Below are 18239 nucleotides of genomic sequence, written 5' to 3'. Positions count from 1 at the left end.
GGGCGCGGCGGGCTGCTTTGCTTCACCGCTTGACGACTTAATGACGCACAACAACAACCCCCCTTGACCGCACTAGCGACAGCCCCCTTTTGCCTGGGGGGTGACGTGGCCGTTCGACTGGAGTTGCACGTGGCCGGGCGCATCGAAGACTACGCACTCATCGGAGACATGCAGACTGCTGCCCTGGTCTGCCGGGACGGCACAGTGGACTGGCTGTGCCTGCCCCGCTTCGACTCGCATGCCATCTTCGCCGGTCTGCTCGGCACCGAGGAACACGGCTTCTGGCGCCTCGGCCCGGCGCACGCGGCCGACTCGAAGCCGCCGACCGCGGCGCGCCGCACCTACCGCGGCGACTCGCTGATCCTGGAGTCGGAGTGGGACACCCCGCGCGGCACGGTCCGGGTGACCGACTTCATGCCCCCGCGTGACGGCGCGCCCCAGCTGATCCGCATCGTCGAGGGCGTCACCGGCCGGGTGCCGATGCGCTCGGTGCTGCGGATGCGGTTCTCCTACGGCCGGGTGGTCCCCTGGGTGCACAAGCACGAGGGCCGGACGGTCGCCGTCGCGGGCCCCGACTCGGTGTGGTTCGACACGGAGGCCGAGACCTACGGCAAGGCGCTGACCACGTACGCGGACTTCACGGTGGCCCCGGGTGACCGGATCGCGTTCACGATCTCCTGGGAGCCCTCGCACAAGCAGCCGCCGGCGCTGCCGGAGCCGGAGCAGTCGCTGCAGGCGACCGAGGACTTCTGGCGGGAGTGGGTCGAGCACTGCACGTACCACGGCCCGTACCGCGAGGCCGTGGTCCGCTCGCTGATCACCCTGAAGGCCCTGACGTACGCCCCCACGGGCGGCATCGTCGCCGCGCCGACGACCTCCCTGCCGGAGGACATCGGCGGCGTCCGCAACTGGGACTACCGCTACACCTGGCTGCGCGACGCGGCCATCACCCTGTCCTCGCTGCTGCGCACCGGCTACCGCGAGGAGGCCCGCGCCTGGCGCGAGTGGCTGCTGCGCGCGGTCGCCGGCGACCCCGAGAACCTGCAGATCATGTACGGCATCGCGGGCGAGCGCGAGCTGGGCGAGGCCGAGCTGGACTGGCTGCCCGGCTACGAGAACTCGGCGCCGGTCCGGGTCGGCAACGGCGCGGCGCACCAGCTCCAGCTGGACGTCTACGGCGAGGTCACCGAGGCCCTGCACCTGGCCCACATGACCGGCCTCGCCCGCAACGACTACGCGTCCCTCCTCCAGCTGAAGCTGATCCGCTACCTGGAGGACCACTGGGACGAGCCGGACGAGGGCATCTGGGAGGTGCGCGGGCCGCGCCGGCACTTCGTGCACTCCAAGGTGATGGCCTGGGTCGCCGTCGACCGCACCATCAAGCTCATCGAGTCCGGGGACGCGGACGGCCCGCTGGAGCGCTGGAAGGAGCTGCGCGACGACATCCACCGGGACGTCTGCGAGCGGGGCTACGACAAGGAGCGCAACACCTTCACCCAGTCGTACGGCTCCCAGGAGCTGGACGCCTCGCTGCTGCTGATCCCGCAGATGGGCTTCCTGCCGCCGGACGACAAGCGGGTCATCGGCACCATCGAGGCGATCCAGCGGGAGCTGTCCACGCCGGACGGCTTCATCCTGCGCTACCCGACCTCGGGCGGCGAGGAGGGCGTGGACGGCCTCCCGGGCGACGAGGGGGCCTTCCTGGCCTGCTCGTTCTGGATGGCCGACGACCTCGCGATGATCGGACGCGTCGACGAGGCCCGCAAGCTGTTCGAGAAGCTTCTCGCGTTGCGGAACGACCTCGGGCTGCTGGCGGAGGAGTGGGATCCGCGGCTGAAGCGGCAGGTGGGGAACTTTCCGCAGGCGTTCAGTCATGTGCCGTTGATCGACACGGCGCTGCGACTGACTGCGTCGGGCGCGTACGGAGGGTAGCGGCCGCCGCTCGGGTGCCGGTTTGTGGGGGCTGGTCGCGCCCACGCGGCGGCAGCCGCATATCAGACAGGGCCCCGCGCCCCTAAGGGGCGCGCTGTTGCCTAGGCTGATAGTCATGGCTCCGCCGTCGAAGGCACACACGGCCCTCGCTGAGCTACGTGAGGATCTGGGCGGGGACGTGTTCGCTCCCGGAGACCCGGGATACGACGAGGCCCGGGCCGTCTTCAACGGCCGGATCGACCGGTATCCGGCCGTGATCGCCCAGTGTGCGGGCGACGCCGACGTGGTCCGGGCGGTGCGGTTCGGGCGGGAGCTGGACCTGCACATCGCGGTGCGCGGCGGCGGACACTCCGTGGCGGGCTCGGCGACCGCCGACGCCGCGCTGGTGGTGGACCTGCGCCGGATGGACGGGGTGACCGTCGACCCGGCGGCGGAGGCCGTACGTGTGCAGGGCGGGGCCGTCATGAGCCGTCTGGACCGGGCGACCCGGCCCTACGGTCTCGCCGCCGCCGGTGGGCGGGCCCCCGGCATCGGGGTCGGTGGGTTCGTGCTCGGTGGCGGGTCGGGATGGCTGGACCGCCTCTTCGGGACGGCCGTCGACAACCTGATCGGCGTCGAGCTGGTCACCGCCGACGGTGAGCGCGTCCACGCCAACGCCGACGAGAACCCGGAGCTGTTCTGGGCCCTGCACGGCGGCGGCGGGAACTTCGGCGTCGCCACCGCGCTCACTCTCGAACTGCACGAACTGCCGGTTCTCTCGGTGGCGCTGCTGCGGTACCCGCCGTCGTCCGGCCCGGACGTCGTCCGCGCCTTCCGTGAGGTGATCCGCACCGGTCCCGACGAGGCGGGCGGCGCGGTGGTGTACCTCGCCGACGGCGAGCCGGTGTGTGCCGCCCTCGTGACCTTCGTGGGCGGCGAGGAAGGGCTGCGCAAGGTCGCCGGACCGCTGCTCGCCCTGCCGCACGAGGCGGAGGTCGTCGGCCCGGTGCCGTACAGCGAGGTGCAGTGCCTGCTCGACCTTCCGTCCGGGCTGCGGAACCACGGGTCGGCCGAGTGTCTGGCCGCTCTGCCCGACGAGGCGGTGGACGCCTGGTGCGGCGGTGCGGAGGGCATGCCGGTGCCGAGCGGCTCGCAGCATGTGCTGTTCCCGCTGGGCGGCGCGATCGCCTCGGGGCCGGCGGAGTACCCGGTGCCGTACCGGAACGCGGCCTGGGCGGTGCACCCCTTCGGGATCTGGGCGGACCCGGCCGACGACGAACGGGCGATCGCCTGGGTGCGGGACGTCCGTGCCGGGGTCCGGCCGTGGACCACCGGCGCGGTCTGCCTGAACCTCGTCGGTGACGAGGGCCCGGAGCGGGTGCGGGCCGGTCTGGGCGTGGGGAACGCGCTGCGGCTCGGCAAGGTGAAGCGGCGCTGGGACCCCGACAACGTTTTCCGCTTCAACCACAACATCGAACCGCTCTGACGGAAGGTGCCGTGGAGGCGTCCGCCCAGGTAGCGTCCGCTCCATGGACAGCGGTACGGGCAGCGGATTCGACACCCAGGGCGCCGGGATCACCGTGCAGCGGGCGCTGGAGCTGCCCGCGCTGCGCAGCGGGCTCCCGGAGATCCTGGCGGGCGCCGACCGGCTGGGCCGCACCGTGCGCTGGGTGCACGCGGGCGAGGTGCCGAACATCGCCTCGCTGCTGAAGGGCGGCGAGCTGCTGCTCACCACCGGCTACGGCCTGGGCACCCGGCCGACCGAGCAGCGGGCGTTCGTCCGCACCCTAGCCGAGCGGGGCATCGCCGCCCTGGTCGTGGAGCTGGGCGCGCGGTTCTCCCGGCTGCCCGCCACCCTCGTCGACACCGCCCGCGCGACCGGACTGCCGCTGGTCGCGCTGCACCGCGAGGTGCCGTTCGTGACGGTGACGGAGGAGATCCACACCGAGATCGTCAACCACCACTACGCCCTCCTCCAGCGCGCCGAGGAGGTGCACCGCCGCTGCACCGAGGCCCTGCTGGGCGGCGGCGGGGTCCCCCAGGTGCTCGCCATCCTGGCCGACTTCAGCGGGAACCCGGTCTTCCTGGAGACCACCGACGGCCAGCTCCTGTACGCCGCCGGGTCGGGGCCCGAGGGGGCCGACCCGCTCCAGGTGTGGGAGGGGCTGCGCGGCCAGCACAAGGACGCGCCGCCGCCGACCGGGGTGGTCCTGGTGGACGTGCCGGGCGGCGGTCCGGGGACCGGATCGGTGCGCGCCCGCCTGGTCCTGCTCCCGGTACGCGGCCCCCTCGCGCCCGTCCACCGCATCGCCGCCGAGCGGGCCGCGGGCATCCTGGCCGTCGTGCTGATGCAGGCCCGCCAGGAGGAGGAGCTGGCGGCGCGCGGGCGCGGCGACTTCCTGACCGACCTCGCCGAGGGCCGGATCACCGCGGAGGACGCCCCGGCGCAGGCCCGTGTCCTCGGCTTCAAGCCCGGCGGCAGCCCGCTGCTGCCGGTGGTCATGCGGGTCGGCGACTCCCTGTCCCCGGGCGGCGGCTGGGCGTTGCTGGCCCGCGCGGTGGGTGAGGAGCTGGCGGCCGTGGGCGTGCCCGTCCTGCTGGGCGTACGACCGGTCGAGGGCCGCGTACCGCTGCTCCTGGGCCTGCGTTCGGAGGCGGAGCGGACGACGGTCGCGGACCGGGTCGCGGCGGCGCTCAGGGCAGGGGTGGAGCGCGCCGGGATGCAGCGCCCCGGATCCGCTCCCCCGGTCGTGGTGGTCGGCGTGGCCGGCGGCTGGGCGGCCGCGTCGGCGGGCCTTCGGCACGCGGCCGAGACGGCGACGGCGGCCCAGGGCCTCTCCGACCGGCCCTGGTACGACGCCCGCCGCCTCGACATCGACCTCCTGCTGTGGCGGCTGCGCGACCACCCCGACCTGGCGGCCTTCGTCGACCGCGCGATCGGCCCGCTCCGCGACCACGACCACCGCTCCAAGCCGCCGCTGCTGCCCACTCTGGAGACCTACCTGGCGCACGCGGGCCGCAAGGCGGAGACGGCCCGTGAACTCCACCTCAACCGGCAGACCCTCTACAACCGCCTAGCCCGCATCGGGGAGTTGCTGGGCACTGACCTCGACGACCCGCAGGCGGTCCTGGCGTTGAGCCTGGCCCTGCGGGCACGCCGGCACGTCCCCTAGGGTCTCGCGGCGTCACGACCTCAGGGCAGCGGCCGGGGCTGCGTCAACTCGTCGTACACACTGAGAACTTGGGCGACGGTCTCGTCCTCCGTGGGCCAGCTCGCCGCCTGCCGGGCACCCCGCTCGCGCAGCTCCGCGCAGCGCCCGGGGTCGTCGAGGAGGCGTACGACGGTGTCGGCGAGGGCCGGTGCGTCGCCGTACGCGACCAGCTCCGCCGCGTCCCCGACCAGGTCGGGGATGCCGCCGACGGCGGTCGCGACGAGCGGCACGCCCGCGTGCAGGGCCTCCTGGGCGAGGACCGAACGGGACTCCCAACTGCTCGACAGCAGCGCCAGATCTGCGGCGGCGAGCAGCTCGGCGACGTCGTCACGGCGCCCGATCAGCCGCACGGGCAGCTCCTCGTCCTCGATCCGCCGCTGCAACGCCGCACGCAGCGGCCCCTCGCCGGCGATGACGAGGAGCGGCACCGGATCGAGCCGGCACCAGGCACGCGCAGCGTCCAGCAGGACGTCATAGCCGCGATGCCGGTCGAGGGAGCCGACGGCGATGAGCAACGGCCGCCCCATGGCGCCGAGTTCGGCCCGGACCTTGGGCCGCAGCCGCTCCGCCTCGTCCTCGTCCACGGGCCGCCGCGGGCCGGGCAGCGCCACGGCAGCGAGCCGGGCGTCCCGGGCGCCGGTACGGCGGGCCCGGTCCACCAGGTCGGAGGTGGTCCCGAGCACCACGGCGGCCGTCCGCACCACCCGCCGCTCCAGCATCCGCAGCAGATGCGCCCGGGCGCCCTCGGCGTGCGCCCGGTTGTGCCAGGTGACGATCAGCGGAGTGCTGCGGCCGCTCAGCGCCAGCACCGCGCGGAAGGAGGCGTGCAGGCCGTGGGCGTGCACCAGGTCGGCGTCCGTGCAGGCGGCGCGGAGCGCCGCGATCGAGCCCGGGTCGCTGCTGCGCGGCACGTGCACGTGGTCGGCGCCGACCCCCGAGAAGCCGTAGGCGCGATCCGCCTCGGTGGGGGCGCACACCGTGACCCGCACGCCCCGGGCGACCAGGCCGGCGGTCAGCGACCGCACGTGCGCGCTGCTGGCGGCGTTGCCGCCGCCCAGCACCTGCACGGTGCGCAGCGGCGACTGACCGTGCGGTGCGTTGCTGCTCACGGGGCTCACGCGGCCTGGGGCTCCTGGTTCGGCGTGGGGCGGTCACGAGGGAACGTACAGAAGGTATCGGGGCCGAGGGGGTCACCGCGCGCCTCCCCCGGGCACCGCGTCCCCCTCAAGGATGCCAGCACACAAGGGTGTTCCGGGTACTCCGAGATGGCACATACCGAGGCGGGCCGGGGCAATGCGCCGGAGCGTGTCACCCGGGAGGGTGAAGAAAACGCCGCCGAGGAGGAACGCCGGGGGCGCCACCAGCCAGGATGCGCTCCCGTGCCGGGACACCGCCGGGGTCTCGACGCCACCGACTCGGCAGCCTCGACACCACCAGCCTTTGCCGAACAGCCCCCGCCCGACAGCCCGCGACCGACAACCTGGAACCAATGACCTCGAATCGACGACCTCGAACCGACGGCCTTTGAGCGGCAGAAGGACTGGCGGCGGAAGGGCTGGCGGCCGGAGCGGCGGGACGGACGGCGTCCCCCCGCTCCGGCCCGGCGATCCGTCAGCGGACCGTCAGCGGTCCGCCCGTGCCGTCGCCAGCAGTTCCTCCGCGTGCGCCCGTGCCGTCTCCGAGTCCTCCTGGCCGGCCAGCATGCGGGACAGCTCCCGGACCCGCTCCTCACCCTCCAGGACCTTCACGCCGGACCGGGTGACCGTGCCGTCGTTGGTCTTCTCGACCAGCAACTGCCGGTCGGCGAAGGCGGCGACCTGGGGCAGGTGGGTGACGACGACCACCTGCGCGGACCTGGCGAGCTTGGCCAGGCGCCGCCCGATCTCCACCGCCGCCTTGCCGCCCACGCCTGCGTCGACCTCGTCGAAGAGGTACGTCGGGACCGGGTCGGTGCCCGCGAAGACGACCTCCACCGCGAGCATCACGCGCGACAGCTCACCGCCGGACGCGCCCTTGGCGATGGGGCGGGGCGGGGCCCCGGGGTGCGGAGCGAGGAGCAGCTCGACCTCGTCGGCGCCCGACGGGCCGTAGGCCACCGCCCGTCCGCCGACCTCCACGCCCTCCGGGTCCTCGGTCTGCCGGATGGCGAAGGACACGCGCGCGTGCGGCATCGCGAGGGAGCCCAGCTCCGCGGTGACGGCGGCCGCGAAGCGTTCGGCGGCCTCGGTGCGCGCGTCGGTCAACGCCTGCGCGAGCCCGCCCAGTTCCGCACGGAGACCATCCCGCTCGGCGGTCAGCTCGTCGATGCGCTCGTCGTCACCGTCGAGTTCGGTGAGCCGCGCGGCACCCTGTTCCGCCCACGCCAGCACCGCGTCGATGTCCGAGCCGTACTTGCGGGTGAGCGCGGTGAGCGCGGCGCGCCGCTCCTCCACGGCCGCGAGCCGCAGCGGATCGGCGTCCAGGTCGTCGGCGTATCCGGCCAGCTCGCCCGCTACATCGCCCAGCAGGATCCCGACCTCGCCGATCCGGTCGGCGAGCGCGGCCAGCGCCGGATCGTGCGAGCGAACCGCCTCCAGGGCCCGGTGGGCGCCCGCCACCAGGGTGGCCGCGTCGATGCCCTCAGGGTCCTCGGGGTTGCCCGCGAGCGCGGAGTGCGCGGCGGTCGCCGCGGACGACAGCGCCTCGGCGTGCCCGAGCCGCTCGGCCTCCTCGGCCAGCTCCACGTCCTCGCCGGCCCTCGGCTCCACGCCCGCGATCTCGTCCAGCCCGTAGCGCAGCATGTCGGCCTCCTGGGCCCGCTCACGCGCGCGCGTGACGATCTCCTCCAGCTCGGCCGCCACGGCCCGCAGCCGCCGGTAGGCCTCGCCGTACTTGGCCAGCGGTACGGCGACCCCGTCGCCGGCGTACCGGTCGAGGGCCTGCCGCTGCCGGTTCAGCTTCAGCAGCCCCTGCTGGTCGGTCTGCCCGTGCACGGCCACCAGGTCGTCGGCGAGCTCGGCGAGCAGCCCCACGGGCACGCTCCGCCCGCCCAGGTGCGCCCGCGAGCGCCCCTCGGCGGAAACGGTACGGCTGATCAGCAGCGCACCGTCGTCCAGCTCGGCGCCGGCCTCCTCGGCCCGTACCGCCGCCGAGGCTCCGGCGGGCACGGTGACCCGCCCCTCGACGACCGCCTTCTCGGACCCGATCCGCACGAGCGCGGGATCGGCCCGCCCGCCGAGCAGCAGCCCCAGGCTGGTGACCACCATGGTCTTGCCCGCACCGGTCTCACCGGTGACGGCGGTGAACCCCGGCGACAACTCGACGACGGCGTCGTCGATGACCCCGAGTGACCGTATCCGCATTTCTTCCAGCACGGGGAAGACCTTACGAGGTAGGGCAGGAGAAGCGCGAGGCACCCTGTCACCCGGGCGAGTGGAGAAGCGCCCCGAAGGGGCACGGGGCTGAATCGATTTGCGGCCACCGCCGCACAGGCGCGCCCGGCCACCTCCACACCCCGGCAAGTACGCCGACCAAGGGGCACGGGGCTGAATCGATTTGCGGCCACCGCCGCGCGGGCACGACCGGCCACCTCCACACCCCGGCGAGTACGCCGACCAAGGGGCGCGGGACTGAATCGATTTGCGGCCACCGCCGCACGGGCACGACCAGCCACCTCCACACCCCGGCAAGTACGCCGACCAAGGGGCGCGGGGAACTGCGCGACCAGCCCCCACGCACCCGCACCCGCCGACGCACCGAAACCGGCCCCCACGAACCGCTAGTGCGGCGCACCCCGCCATCCGGAGACCGGCAACGCGAACTTCGCGACCAGCCGGTCCGTGAACGACGCGTGATGCAGCCGAGCCAGCCGCACCGGCACCGCCCCCCGCCGCACCTCGACCCGCGCACCCGGCGGCAGCTCCACCGTCCGGCGCCCGTCGCACCACAGCACCCCCGGCTGGATGTGCGGCAGCACCTCCACCGCGAGCACCGAGTCCGGCGACGTCACCAACGGCTTCGCGAACAGCGCGTGCGCGGAGATCGGCACCATCAGCAGCGCCTCCACCTCCGGCCACACCACAGGGCCACCCGCGGAGAACGCGTACGCCGTGGACCCGGTCGGCGTCGACAGCACGATCCCGTCACACCCGAACCCCGTCACCGGCCGCCCGTCGATCTCCAGCACGACTTCCAGGAGCTTCTCGGCACCCGCCTTCTGCACGGCCGCCTCGTTCAGCGCCCAGTCGGTGTGCACGATGTCCCCGTTGCGGTGCACGACGACGTCGACGGTCATCCGCTCCTCGACCTCGTACGCCTTGCTCACCACCCGGTCGACGACCTTGTCGAGGTCGTCCCGCTCGGCCTCCGCGAGGAACCCGACGCTGCCGAGGTTGACGCCGAGCATCGGCACCCCGGAGGCGCGGGCGAACTCGGCACCGCGCAGCAGCGTCCCGTCACCGCCGAGGACGATGAGCAGCTCGCAGCCGTCGAGGCTGTGCGGCGAGGCCTCCTCGACGAGCTCGACCTCTTCGGGGAGAGGCAGGTCGTGTGCCTCGTACTCCAGGACCCGGACGCCGACTCCGGCCGCCAGCAGCCCCTTCACCACGAGCTCGGCGCTGCGGATCGCCGCGGGCCGCCCGGTGTGGGCCAGCAGAAAAACAGTACGAGCTCGGTTCTGTGTCAACGCGGCCCCTCCGCCACTGCACGGTCAACATCGGCCGGATCCAACTCGGGTGCGCCGGCCCGCAGCCACAGAAAGTACTCGACGTTGCCGGACGGCCCGGGCAGCGGACTGGCGGTGACACCCTTCACCCCGAGCCCCAGCTCCCACGCCTTCTCGGCAACCCCCCGCACGGCCTCCGCCCGCAGCTGCGGGCTCCGTACGACTCCTCCGCTGCCCAGTCGCTCCTTGCCCACCTCGAACTGCGGCTTGACCATCATCACCAGGTCGGCGTCCGGCTTCACGCACCGCGCCAGGGCCGGCAGCACCAGCCCGAGCGGGATGAAGGACAGATCACCCACGACAAGATCCACAGGCTCCCCATCAATCGCTTCAAGCGTCAACTCGCGTACGTTCGTACGGTCCTTGACGGTGACGCGTTCATCGCTCTGCAGAGACCACGCGAGTTGTCCGTATCCGACGTCGACGGCGACGACGTGTGCGGCCCCCGCGCGCAGCAGCACATCGGTGAAGCCGCCGGTCGACGCGCCGGCGTCCAGCGCCCGCCGCCCTTCGACCAGCAGACCTTCCGGGACGAACACCGCCAGCGCACCGGCGAGCTTGTGACCGCCCCGCGACACGTACTCGGGATCGCTGTCGTCGGCCTGGACGACGATGGCGGCGGCGGTCTCCACCTGGGTGGCCGGCTTGGTCGCGACGGCCTTGCCGACGGTGACCCGCCCGGCGGCGATCAGCTGGCTGGCGTGCTCGCGCGAGCGCGCGAGCTTCCGGCGGACCAGCTCCGCGTCCAGACGGCGACGTGCGACTCCTGCCACGGTGAGTTCAGCTCCTGCTCTGGTGGTACGACGGTGCGGGCGCCCTGTTGCCGTACGGCGGGGCGGGCGCCGGGGGGCCAGGAGGCCCCGGCGGTCCCGGAGGTCCCGGGCGGGCGTCGAGCTCGGTCAGCGCGTCGCGCAGCCCCCGGTGTACATCCTCGTACACCTCCAGATGCCCGTCCGTGGCGAGGTGGTCGGCGTCGGCCAGCCGGTCGAGCCGGTCGTCGACCTCGGCATTTCCGGTGGGGGTGCGAGGGACGTTCAGCGGGGCGGGGGCGGCGGGGTCGTACTCGGGTTCGACGGCGGCCGCTTCCTCGGCCTCCGCCACCCGGCCCTCGGGCACGGAGTCGGTCATGCCCCGACGCTACCCCGAACCGCTGGGGTACCGTCGATCGCGATGGCCACGATCGAGGAGTGCCGCGCCGCACTCGACAAGCTCTCGCACAACATGGGTGGCGCCGAGGGCGACGTCCGGGCGGCCGCCGCCATGGACCGCACGGTCAGCTGCCACATCACCGACCTGGATGTCACCTTCGCCGGTCGGCTCACCGGCGGCCGGATCGAGGTCGAGGAGACGTTCACCGGGCCGCCGCGGGAGAAGGCGCAGATCAGACTCGCCATGGCGGGCGACGACCTGGTGGACCTGGTCGACGGCGACCTGAACTTCGCCGGGGCCTGGGGTTCGGGCCGGGTGAGGCTGGAGGCGAACCTGCTGGACCTGTTCCGGCTCAGGAAGTTGTTGTGATCCTGGCCTTCCGGGCCGCCGGCACCACCAGCGGGGTCCCCGTCTCCGGGTCGTCGATGATCTGACAGCGCAGCCCGAAGACCTCTTCCACCAGTTCGGCGGTGACGATGTCGTTCGGGGCGCCCTCGGCGACGACCCGGCCGCTCTTGAGCGCGATCAGGTGGGTGGCGTAGCGGGCCGCGTGGTTGAGGTCGTGCAGCACGGCGACCAGCGTCCGCCCCTGCTCCTCGTGGAGTTCGGCGCACAGGTCGAGGACGTCGATCTGGTGCTGGATGTCCAGGTAGGTGGTCGGCTCGTCGAGGAGCAGCAGCGGGGTCTGCTGGGCGAGCGCCATGGCGATCCAGACGCGCTGCCGCTGGCCGCCGGAGAGTTCGTCGACGTACCGGTCGGCGAGTTCGGCGACGCCGGTCTGCGCCATCGACTCCGCTACGACCCGTTCGTCCTCGGCGGACCACTGGCGCAGGATGCCCTGGTGCGGGTAGCGGCCGCGGCCGACCAGGTCGCCGACGGTGATGCCGTCGGGTGCGATGGACGACTGCGGGAGCAGGCCGAGGGTGCGGGCGACCTTCTTCGCCGGCATCGACTGGATGACCTGACCGTCCAACAGCACCCGGCCCTGGCTGGGCCTGAGCATCCGGGACAGCGCGCGCAGCAGCGTCGACTTGCCGCAGGCGTTGGGGCCGACGATCACCGTGAAGGAGTTGTCGGGGATCTCCACCGACAGCTGCTCGGCGATGACGCGCTGGTCATAGGCGAGGGTGACGTTCTCGGCGGACAGGCGGCTCACGGTGCTCCTCTTGCTGTCTGACTCGTCTGACTCAGGTGTCGCGCTCAGGTCCGAGCCGTCTTCGGGTTCCGGTGTCATATCCGGCCCGCCCGGCGTTCGGTGACGAGGAGCCAGAGCAGATAGACCCCGCCCAGGACGCCGGTGACCACGCCGACGGGCAGCTGGTCGGCGCCGAAGGCACGCTGCGAGGCCCAGTCGGCCGTGACCAGCAGAGCGGCGCCCATGCAGAGGGACGGCACCAGGTTGGGGCCGGGCGAGCGGGTGAGGCGCCGGGCCAGCTGGGGGGCGGTGAGCGCCACGAAGCTGACCGGGCCCGCGGCGGCGGTGGCGGCGGCGGTCAGCAGGACGGCGGCCACCATCAGCAGCATCCGCACCCGCTCCACGCGCACCCCGAGGGCGTTCGACACGTCGTCGCCCATCTCCATCATCCTCAGGCCCCGCGCATTGGCGAGGACCAGCGGGACGAGGACCGCGCACAGCGCGAGCAGCGGCCAGACCTGGCTCCAGTCCCGGCCGTCGAGGGAGCCGGTCATCCAGACGACCGCACGCGTCGCGTCCACCAGGTCGGCCTTGGTGAGCAGATAGCCGTTGACCGCGGTGACGACCGCGGAGACACCGATGCCGACCAGGACCAGCCGGTAGCCGTGCACGCCCTGCTTCCAGGCCAGGAGGTAGATGGCGAGGCCGGTCACCAGGCCGCCGATCAGCGCGCCGACGGTGACCTGGGCGGCCGTCCCGGACAGCAGCACGATGACGACGAGCGCGCCGGAGGTGGCGCCCTGCGAGAGGCCGAGGACGTCCGGGCTGCCCAGCGGGTTGCGGGAGATCGACTGGAACAGGGCGCCGCCGAGCCCCAGGGAGGCGCCGACCAGCAGACCGACCAGGACCCGCGGCAGCCGCAGCTCGTTGACGATGAAGTCCTGTCCGGCGGTGCCGTTCCCGGCCAGGGTCCTCAGCACGTCGCCGAAGGAGATCGGGAAGTCCCCGGTACCGATCAGCACGACACTCGCGGCGGCCGCGGCCAGCAGCAGCGCGCCGACGACGACCAGCGCGCGCACGTCGGCCCGCAGGGAGAGCCCGCCGGGGGTGCGCAGAGTGCGCGTGGTCTTCGCAGTGGTCTTCGCAGTGGTCTTCGCGGTGGTTTTCACAGCGGTCCTCACAGCTGGGCCGTCCTCCGCCGTCGTACCAGAAGAATGAAGACCGGCCCGCCGATGATCGCGGTGACGATGCCGACCTGGAGCTCCGCTGGGCGGGCCACGACCCGGCCGATGACATCGGCGCCGAGCAGCAGCACGGGTGACAGAACCGTCGCGTACGGCAGGATCCAGCGCAGGTCGGGGCCGGTGAACGAGCGCACGACGTGCGGGACCATCAGGCCGACGAAGGCGATCGGGCCGCAGGCGGCGGTGGCCGCGCCGCACAGCACGGTGGCGGCGAGCATGGCGAGGGCCCGGGTGCGGCCCAGGTTCGCGCCGAGGGCCCGGGCGGTGTCGTCGCCCATCGCCACCGCGTTCAGCGGCCTGGCCAGGCCGAGGGCGAGCAGGGTGCCGGCCGCGAGGAACGGCACCACCTGCAGAATCGTCGAGTCGGAGGCGGAGGCCAGCGAACCCACCGTCCAGAAACGCAACTTGTTGAGCGCCGCGTCGTCCGTGATCATCACGGCCTGGAGGTAGCCGTAGAGCGCGGCGCTGATCGCCGTACCGGCCAGCGCGAGCCGCACCGGGGTGGCGCCCCGGCTGCCGCCCAGGAACCACACCAGCGCGCCCACCAGGGCCGCCCCGAGGAACGCGAACCACACATAGCCGTTCAGGGTGCTGACGCCGAAGTAGGTGATGGCGGTGACCACCGCGGCCGAGGCGCCCGCGTTGATGCCGAGCAGGCCGGGGTCGGCGAGCGGGTTGCGGGTGAGCGCCTGGAGCACCGCCCCGGACAGGCCGAGGGCGGCGCCGGCCAGCAGGCCGAGGACGGTCCGCGACAGCCGCGCGTCGACGACGACGTCGCCGTACGTCCCCGTGCCGTGGAACAGGCCGTGCCAGACCTGGTCCAACGGCAGTTGTTTCGCCCCGATCGCGATGCTCGCCAAGGCGACGAGCAGCAGGATCGCGAGGGAGACGAGGAGCCCGAGGGCCCGTATCGCCCGGCGGGTCGGGGGCGCGGGGGCGGTCTCCGCGCGCTGTTCGGGAGGACTGTCGACCAACACGAGGTTAGGTTAGCCTACCCTCGCATCCGCCCTCGATGCCGCGTCCCCGTGGGGCCCGGTGGCAGCGCGGCCAAGTCCCCGTTCAGGTACGGGGTCTCAGAGCCCCAGCCGCGCCAGCGCCTTGCCTACGTCCAGTTCGCAGGAGCCCTCCCCGGCCGCCGTCCAGGCCGCCGCGCACAGCGCCCGCAGCCCGTCGAGCGCCTCGCCGTCACCCTCCAGCTCCAGCCGGTCGACACCCGCCGTCGCCGTCCAGCCACCGCACCGGAAGCCCTCGCCGTCCGCCGTGACCTCCGGCTGCCCGGTGAGCAACCCGCGCAGATCGGAGTCGACATAGGTCGGCCGGTGCTGCGGCGGCGCGGCGAGCAACTGACGCCCGTCGGTGACGCCGGTCAGCACGAGCAACGAGTCCACCCCGCCGTTGAACGCACCCTCGATGTCGGTGTCCAGCCGGTCCCCGACCACCAACGGCCGCTTCGCACCCGTCCGCAGGATCGTCTCCCGGTGCATCGGCGGCAACGGCTTGCCCGCCACCTGCGGCTCGGCGCCCGTCGCGATCCGGACCACCTCCACCGCCGCACCGTTGCCCGGCGCGATCCCGCGGCCGCTCGGGATCGTCAGATCGGTGTTGGACGCGAACCACGGCACCCCGCGCGCGACGGCGTACGACGCCTCCGCGAACCGCCCCCACGGCAGATCGGGACCGCCGAATCCCTGCACCACGGCCGCCGGATCGTCATCGGCGGAGTCGACCGGCTCAAGGCCCCGCTCCCGCAGGGCGACGCGCAGGCCCTCCCCGCCGATGACCAGCACCCGCGCCCCCGCCGGCACCTGCTCGCTGATCAACCGCGCGACCGCCTGCGCCGAGGTGATGACGTCATCGGCCCCCGTCGGGATCCCCAGCTCGGTGAGGTGCTCGGCCACCGCGTCCGGCGGCCGCAGCGCGTTGTTGGTGACGTACGCCAGATGCATCCCGCCCGCGCGGGCGACCTCCAGCGACTCCACGGCGTGCGCGATCGCGCTGCCGCCCGCGTACACCACCCCGTCCAGATCGAGCAGCGCCGTGTCGTACGCCGCGCTCAGGGCCTCTCCGCTGCCCTCGGGACCAGTCCTGACGCCCTGGCTCATCCCCATCGCTCCTCGCCACTCCTCGTCGACCCGCCTTGCACCGTCGATCATCCCGCACGGCACTGACACACGTACGATGCCGGGATGAACACTGCAGGTCACTCGGAAGCAACGGAGCCCCGAGGCCTGGAACTCACCCCGTTCCGAGGCCTTCGCTACGACCCCGACCGGGTCGGCAGCCTCGCCGCCGTCACTTCCCCGCCGTACGACGTCGTCGTACGCCCCGACGGCGTACACCACCTCCAGTCCGCCGACCCGCACAACATCGTCCGCCTCATCCTCCCCCAGGCCGGTTCTCCCAGCGCCGGTACCGAACAGGCGGCCGACACCCTGCACCGCTGGCAGGCCGAGGGCATCCTCGCCACGGATCCCGAGCCGGGCCTGTACGTCTACGAACAGCACGACGGCAACGGCATGCTCCAGCGCGGAGTCATCGGCGCCCTGCGGGTCTCGGAGCCGTCCGAGGGCGTGGTGCTGCCGCACGAGGAGGTCATGCCCCCGGTCGTCGCCGACCGCGCGGCCCTGATGCGCGCCACCTCCGCGAACCTCGAACCCCTCCTGCTCACCTACCGGGGCAACGGCGCGGCCGCCGAGATCGTCGAAACCGTCGCCGCCCGGCCTCCGCTCCTCGCCACCACCACGGAGGACGGTTTCCACCACCGCCTCTGGTCGATCACCGACCCGGCCGAGGTGGCCCTCGTCCAGTCCGACCTGGCCCGCCGCCAGGCCCTGATCGCCGACGGCCACCACCGCTGGGCCACCTACTTGCGTCTACGCGCGGAGCACACCTCGCCCAGCCCCTGGGACTACGGCCTGGTCCTCCTCGTCGACACCGCCCGCTACCCGCTGCGCGTCCGCGCCATCCACCGCCTGCTGCACGGCCTGCCGGTGGCGGAGGCCCTGGAGCACGTCAAGGGCCTGTTCCGGGTACGTCGGCTGGACGTCCCCCTGCCGGCGGCCCAGGCGGCGCTGGCGGACGCGGCCTGCGCCGGCAACGCGTTCCTGCTGGCCGGCGACGGCGCGTTCCATCTCATCGACCGCCCGGACCCGGACCTCCTGGCCCGCACGATCCCGGACGACCGCCCGGCCGCCTGGCGCACCCTGGACGCCACCGTCCTGCACGCCACGCTCCTCGACCACGTCTGGCGCATCCCCGAGGACTCGCCCGCGCACATCGCGTACATCCACGACACGGCGGCGACCGTCGCCAAGGCCGAACGCGACGGCGGTACGGCCGTCCTCATGCACCCGGTCCGCGAGGAGGTCGTCCGCGACCTGGCCCGCCAGGGCGTGACGATGCCCCGCAAGTCGACGTCCTTCGGCCCGAAGCCGGCGTCGGGGCTGGTGCTGCGGGCGCTCGACGCCTGAAAGCAGAGAGGGCAGACCCCGGTCGGGGCCTGCCCTCTGCCAGTCACCGAGCTCAGTCCTGCTCGGCCTCGGACTCGGACCCGGACTCGGCGTCGATCTTGGATTCGGTCCCGGATTCGGTCTCGGTCTCGGTCTCGGTCTCGGTCTCGGTCTCGGCAGCGACCTCGATCTCCTGGGAGGTCTCCTCGGACTCCTCCTCGTCCAGAGCGTCGACGAACTCGACCCCGTCCATCTCGGCCAGCCGGTCGGAGGCGTCCGTGCTGCCGTCCCGGTCGGCCTCGACGGCCTTGGCGAACCACTCCCGGGCCTCGTCGGCACGCCCGGCGGCCAGCAGGGCGTCGGCGTAGGCGTACCGCAGCCGCGCGGTCCACGGCTGTACGGAGTTGGAGGCCAGCTCGGGGCTCTGCAGCGTCACGATCGCCGCGTCCAGCTGCCCCATGTCACGCCGGGCCCCGGCGGCGACGAGCCGCATCTCGACCTGGCCGGCCTTGTCGAGCTTGTGCACCTCGGGGGCGCCGGCCATGTCCAACGCCTTCTCCGGCCGCCCGAGCCCACGCTCGCAGTCGGCCATCACCGGCCACAGGTCGACGGTGCCGGTCATGCGCCGCGCGGCCCGGAACTCGGCGAGCGCCTCGGAGTACTTCTGGTTCGCGTACGCGGCGAACCCGGCCGCCTCACGGACGGCGGCGACACGGGACGCCAGCCGCAGGGCCACCTTGGAGTAGCCGTAGGCGCCCTCGGGGTCCTCGTCGATGAGCCGGGCGACCATCACCAGGTTCTTGGCGACGTCCTCCGCGAGCGTCTTGGGCAGGCTCTGCAGCTCCTGCCGTACGTCCTTGTCGATCTCGTCACCGGTGACGTCCTCCGGGATCGGCAGCCGCTTGATCGGCTCACGGTCCCGGTCACGCTCCCGCTCGTCACGGAAGCGACCGCCGCCGCGGCGGTCATCACGCCGATCGTCCCGGCGGTCGTCCCGGCCTCGGTAACCGCCACCCCGGTTGTCGTCGCGCCGACCGTAGCCGCCACCGCCACCGCCGCGGGTGTCATCGCGACGGGGGCCGCGATCGCGGTCATCACGCCGGAAGCCACCCCGGTCACCACCACGATCGTCACGCTGGAACCCCGGACGAGAAGAACCACGGCTGTCATCACGACGACCGTAGCCACCACCACCGCCACCACGGCTGTCATCCCGACGGTCATCCCGCCGGCCGTAGCCACCGCCACCGCGGTCGTCGCGGTCATCACGCCGGAAAGCAGGACGGTCATCACGGCGATCGTCACGACGGTCATCACGACGGAAAGCCGGACGATCCCCACGGTCATCGCGACGGGGGCCGCGATCGCGGTCATCACGCCGGAAGCCACCCCGGTCACCACCACGATCGTCACGCTGGAACCCCGGACGAGAAGAAC

At 73.1% G+C, this 18239-nt stretch carries 16 protein-coding genes; 5 read left to right on the top strand and 11 right to left on the bottom strand.

From position 1 onward, the window contains the following. Positions 1-129: 129 nt before the first annotated feature. From ACFWPS_RS47390 to ACFWPS_RS47380, 3 genes are all read left to right on the top strand, one after another. A complete protein-coding gene (locus ACFWPS_RS47390) occupies positions 130-1932 on the top strand; it encodes a glycoside hydrolase family 15 protein (RefSeq protein WP_383718792.1) in 1803 nt (600 codons plus the stop codon). Between the two features lie 115 nt (positions 1933-2047). Next, entirely contained in the window at positions 2048-3397 is a 1350-nt protein-coding gene (locus ACFWPS_RS47385; RefSeq protein ID WP_383718745.1) for an FAD-binding oxidoreductase, read from the top strand. 43 nt (positions 3398-3440) lie between these two features. Beyond that, on the top strand, positions 3441-5084 hold the full coding sequence (locus tag ACFWPS_RS47380) for a PucR family transcriptional regulator (RefSeq protein ID WP_383718742.1): 1644 nt from the start codon (positions 3441-3443) through the stop codon (positions 5082-5084). Between the two features lie 20 nt (positions 5085-5104). On the opposite strand, the gene ACFWPS_RS47375 is transcribed toward ACFWPS_RS47380, so the two are convergent. The 5 genes from ACFWPS_RS47375 to ACFWPS_RS47355 all read right to left on the bottom strand — a co-directional run bounded on the left by ACFWPS_RS47375 (position 5105) and on the right by ACFWPS_RS47355 (position 10953). Beyond that, the gene (locus ACFWPS_RS47375; RefSeq protein WP_383718739.1) at positions 5105-6241 is read right to left on the bottom strand and encodes a glycosyltransferase family 4 protein; all 1137 of its coding nucleotides are present in this window, start codon (positions 6239-6241) and stop codon (positions 5105-5107) included. Between the two features lie 504 nt (positions 6242-6745). Further along, entirely contained in the window at positions 6746-8464 is a 1719-nt protein-coding gene (recN, locus tag ACFWPS_RS47370; protein WP_383718790.1) for a DNA repair protein RecN, read from the bottom strand. Positions 8465-8880: 416 nt separating this feature from the next. Beyond that, complete coding sequence (locus ACFWPS_RS47365; protein WP_089102937.1) at positions 8881-9786, bottom strand: NAD kinase; 906 nt, start codon at positions 9784-9786, stop codon at positions 8881-8883. Then, positions 9783-10598, bottom strand: a complete 816-nt coding sequence (locus tag ACFWPS_RS47360) for a TlyA family RNA methyltransferase (protein ID WP_383718736.1) — start codon at positions 10596-10598, stop codon at positions 9783-9785. The genes ACFWPS_RS47365 and ACFWPS_RS47360 overlap by 4 nt, the downstream gene beginning before the upstream one ends. Positions 10599-10605: 7 nt before the next feature. Beyond that, on the bottom strand, positions 10606-10953 hold the full coding sequence (locus tag ACFWPS_RS47355; protein WP_383718733.1) for a hypothetical protein: 348 nt from the start codon (positions 10951-10953) through the stop codon (positions 10606-10608). A gap of 42 nt (positions 10954-10995) precedes the next feature. Here ACFWPS_RS47355 and ACFWPS_RS47350 point away from each other — a divergent pair, with 42 nt between their 5' ends. Beyond that, complete coding sequence (locus tag ACFWPS_RS47350; RefSeq protein WP_383718730.1) at positions 10996-11343, top strand: sterol-binding protein; 348 nt, start codon at positions 10996-10998, stop codon at positions 11341-11343. Here ACFWPS_RS47350 and ACFWPS_RS47345 read toward each other — a convergent pair. From ACFWPS_RS47345 to ACFWPS_RS47330, 4 genes are all read right to left on the bottom strand, one after another. Next, complete coding sequence (locus ACFWPS_RS47345; RefSeq protein WP_383718728.1) at positions 11327-12208, bottom strand: ABC transporter ATP-binding protein; 882 nt, start codon at positions 12206-12208, stop codon at positions 11327-11329. The two genes, ACFWPS_RS47350 and ACFWPS_RS47345, sit on opposite strands and share 17 nt — an antisense overlap. Continuing rightward, on the bottom strand, positions 12205-13278 hold the full coding sequence (locus ACFWPS_RS47340) for a FecCD family ABC transporter permease (RefSeq protein ID WP_383718725.1): 1074 nt from the start codon (positions 13276-13278) through the stop codon (positions 12205-12207). The genes ACFWPS_RS47345 and ACFWPS_RS47340 overlap by 4 nt, the downstream gene beginning before the upstream one ends. Before the next feature lie 8 nt (positions 13279-13286). Continuing rightward, the gene (locus ACFWPS_RS47335) at positions 13287-14330 is read right to left on the bottom strand and encodes a FecCD family ABC transporter permease (RefSeq protein WP_383718723.1); all 1044 of its coding nucleotides are present in this window, start codon (positions 14328-14330) and stop codon (positions 13287-13289) included. A gap of 96 nt (positions 14331-14426) precedes the next feature. Next, complete coding sequence (locus ACFWPS_RS47330) at positions 14427-15455, bottom strand: HAD-IIA family hydrolase (RefSeq protein ID WP_383718721.1); 1029 nt, start codon at positions 15453-15455, stop codon at positions 14427-14429. An 84-nt stretch (positions 15456-15539) separates the two neighbouring features. On the opposite strand from ACFWPS_RS47330, the gene ACFWPS_RS47325 reads away from it, so the two are divergent. Beyond that, positions 15540-16823, top strand: a complete 1284-nt coding sequence (locus ACFWPS_RS47325) for a DUF1015 domain-containing protein (RefSeq protein ID WP_383718719.1) — start codon at positions 15540-15542, stop codon at positions 16821-16823. 52 nt (positions 16824-16875) lie between these two features. Here ACFWPS_RS47325 and ACFWPS_RS47320 read toward each other — a convergent pair whose 3' ends face one another. Then, entirely contained in the window at positions 16876-17700 is an 825-nt protein-coding gene (locus ACFWPS_RS47320) for a tetratricopeptide repeat protein (RefSeq protein ID WP_383718789.1), read from the bottom strand. After that, positions 17592-18215: a hypothetical protein gene (locus tag ACFWPS_RS47315; RefSeq protein ID WP_383718801.1), complete on the bottom strand. Its 624-nt coding sequence runs from the start codon at positions 18213-18215 to the stop codon at positions 17592-17594. Before ACFWPS_RS47315 ends, ACFWPS_RS47320 begins: the two co-directional genes overlap by 109 nt. Positions 18216-18239 lie beyond the last annotated feature (24 nt).

Source organism: Streptomyces sp. NPDC058457, assembly GCF_042720695.1.
Lineage (GTDB): Bacteria > Actinomycetota > Actinomycetes > Streptomycetales > Streptomycetaceae > Streptomyces.
This window is presented reverse-complemented; position numbering and strand designations above follow the sequence as displayed.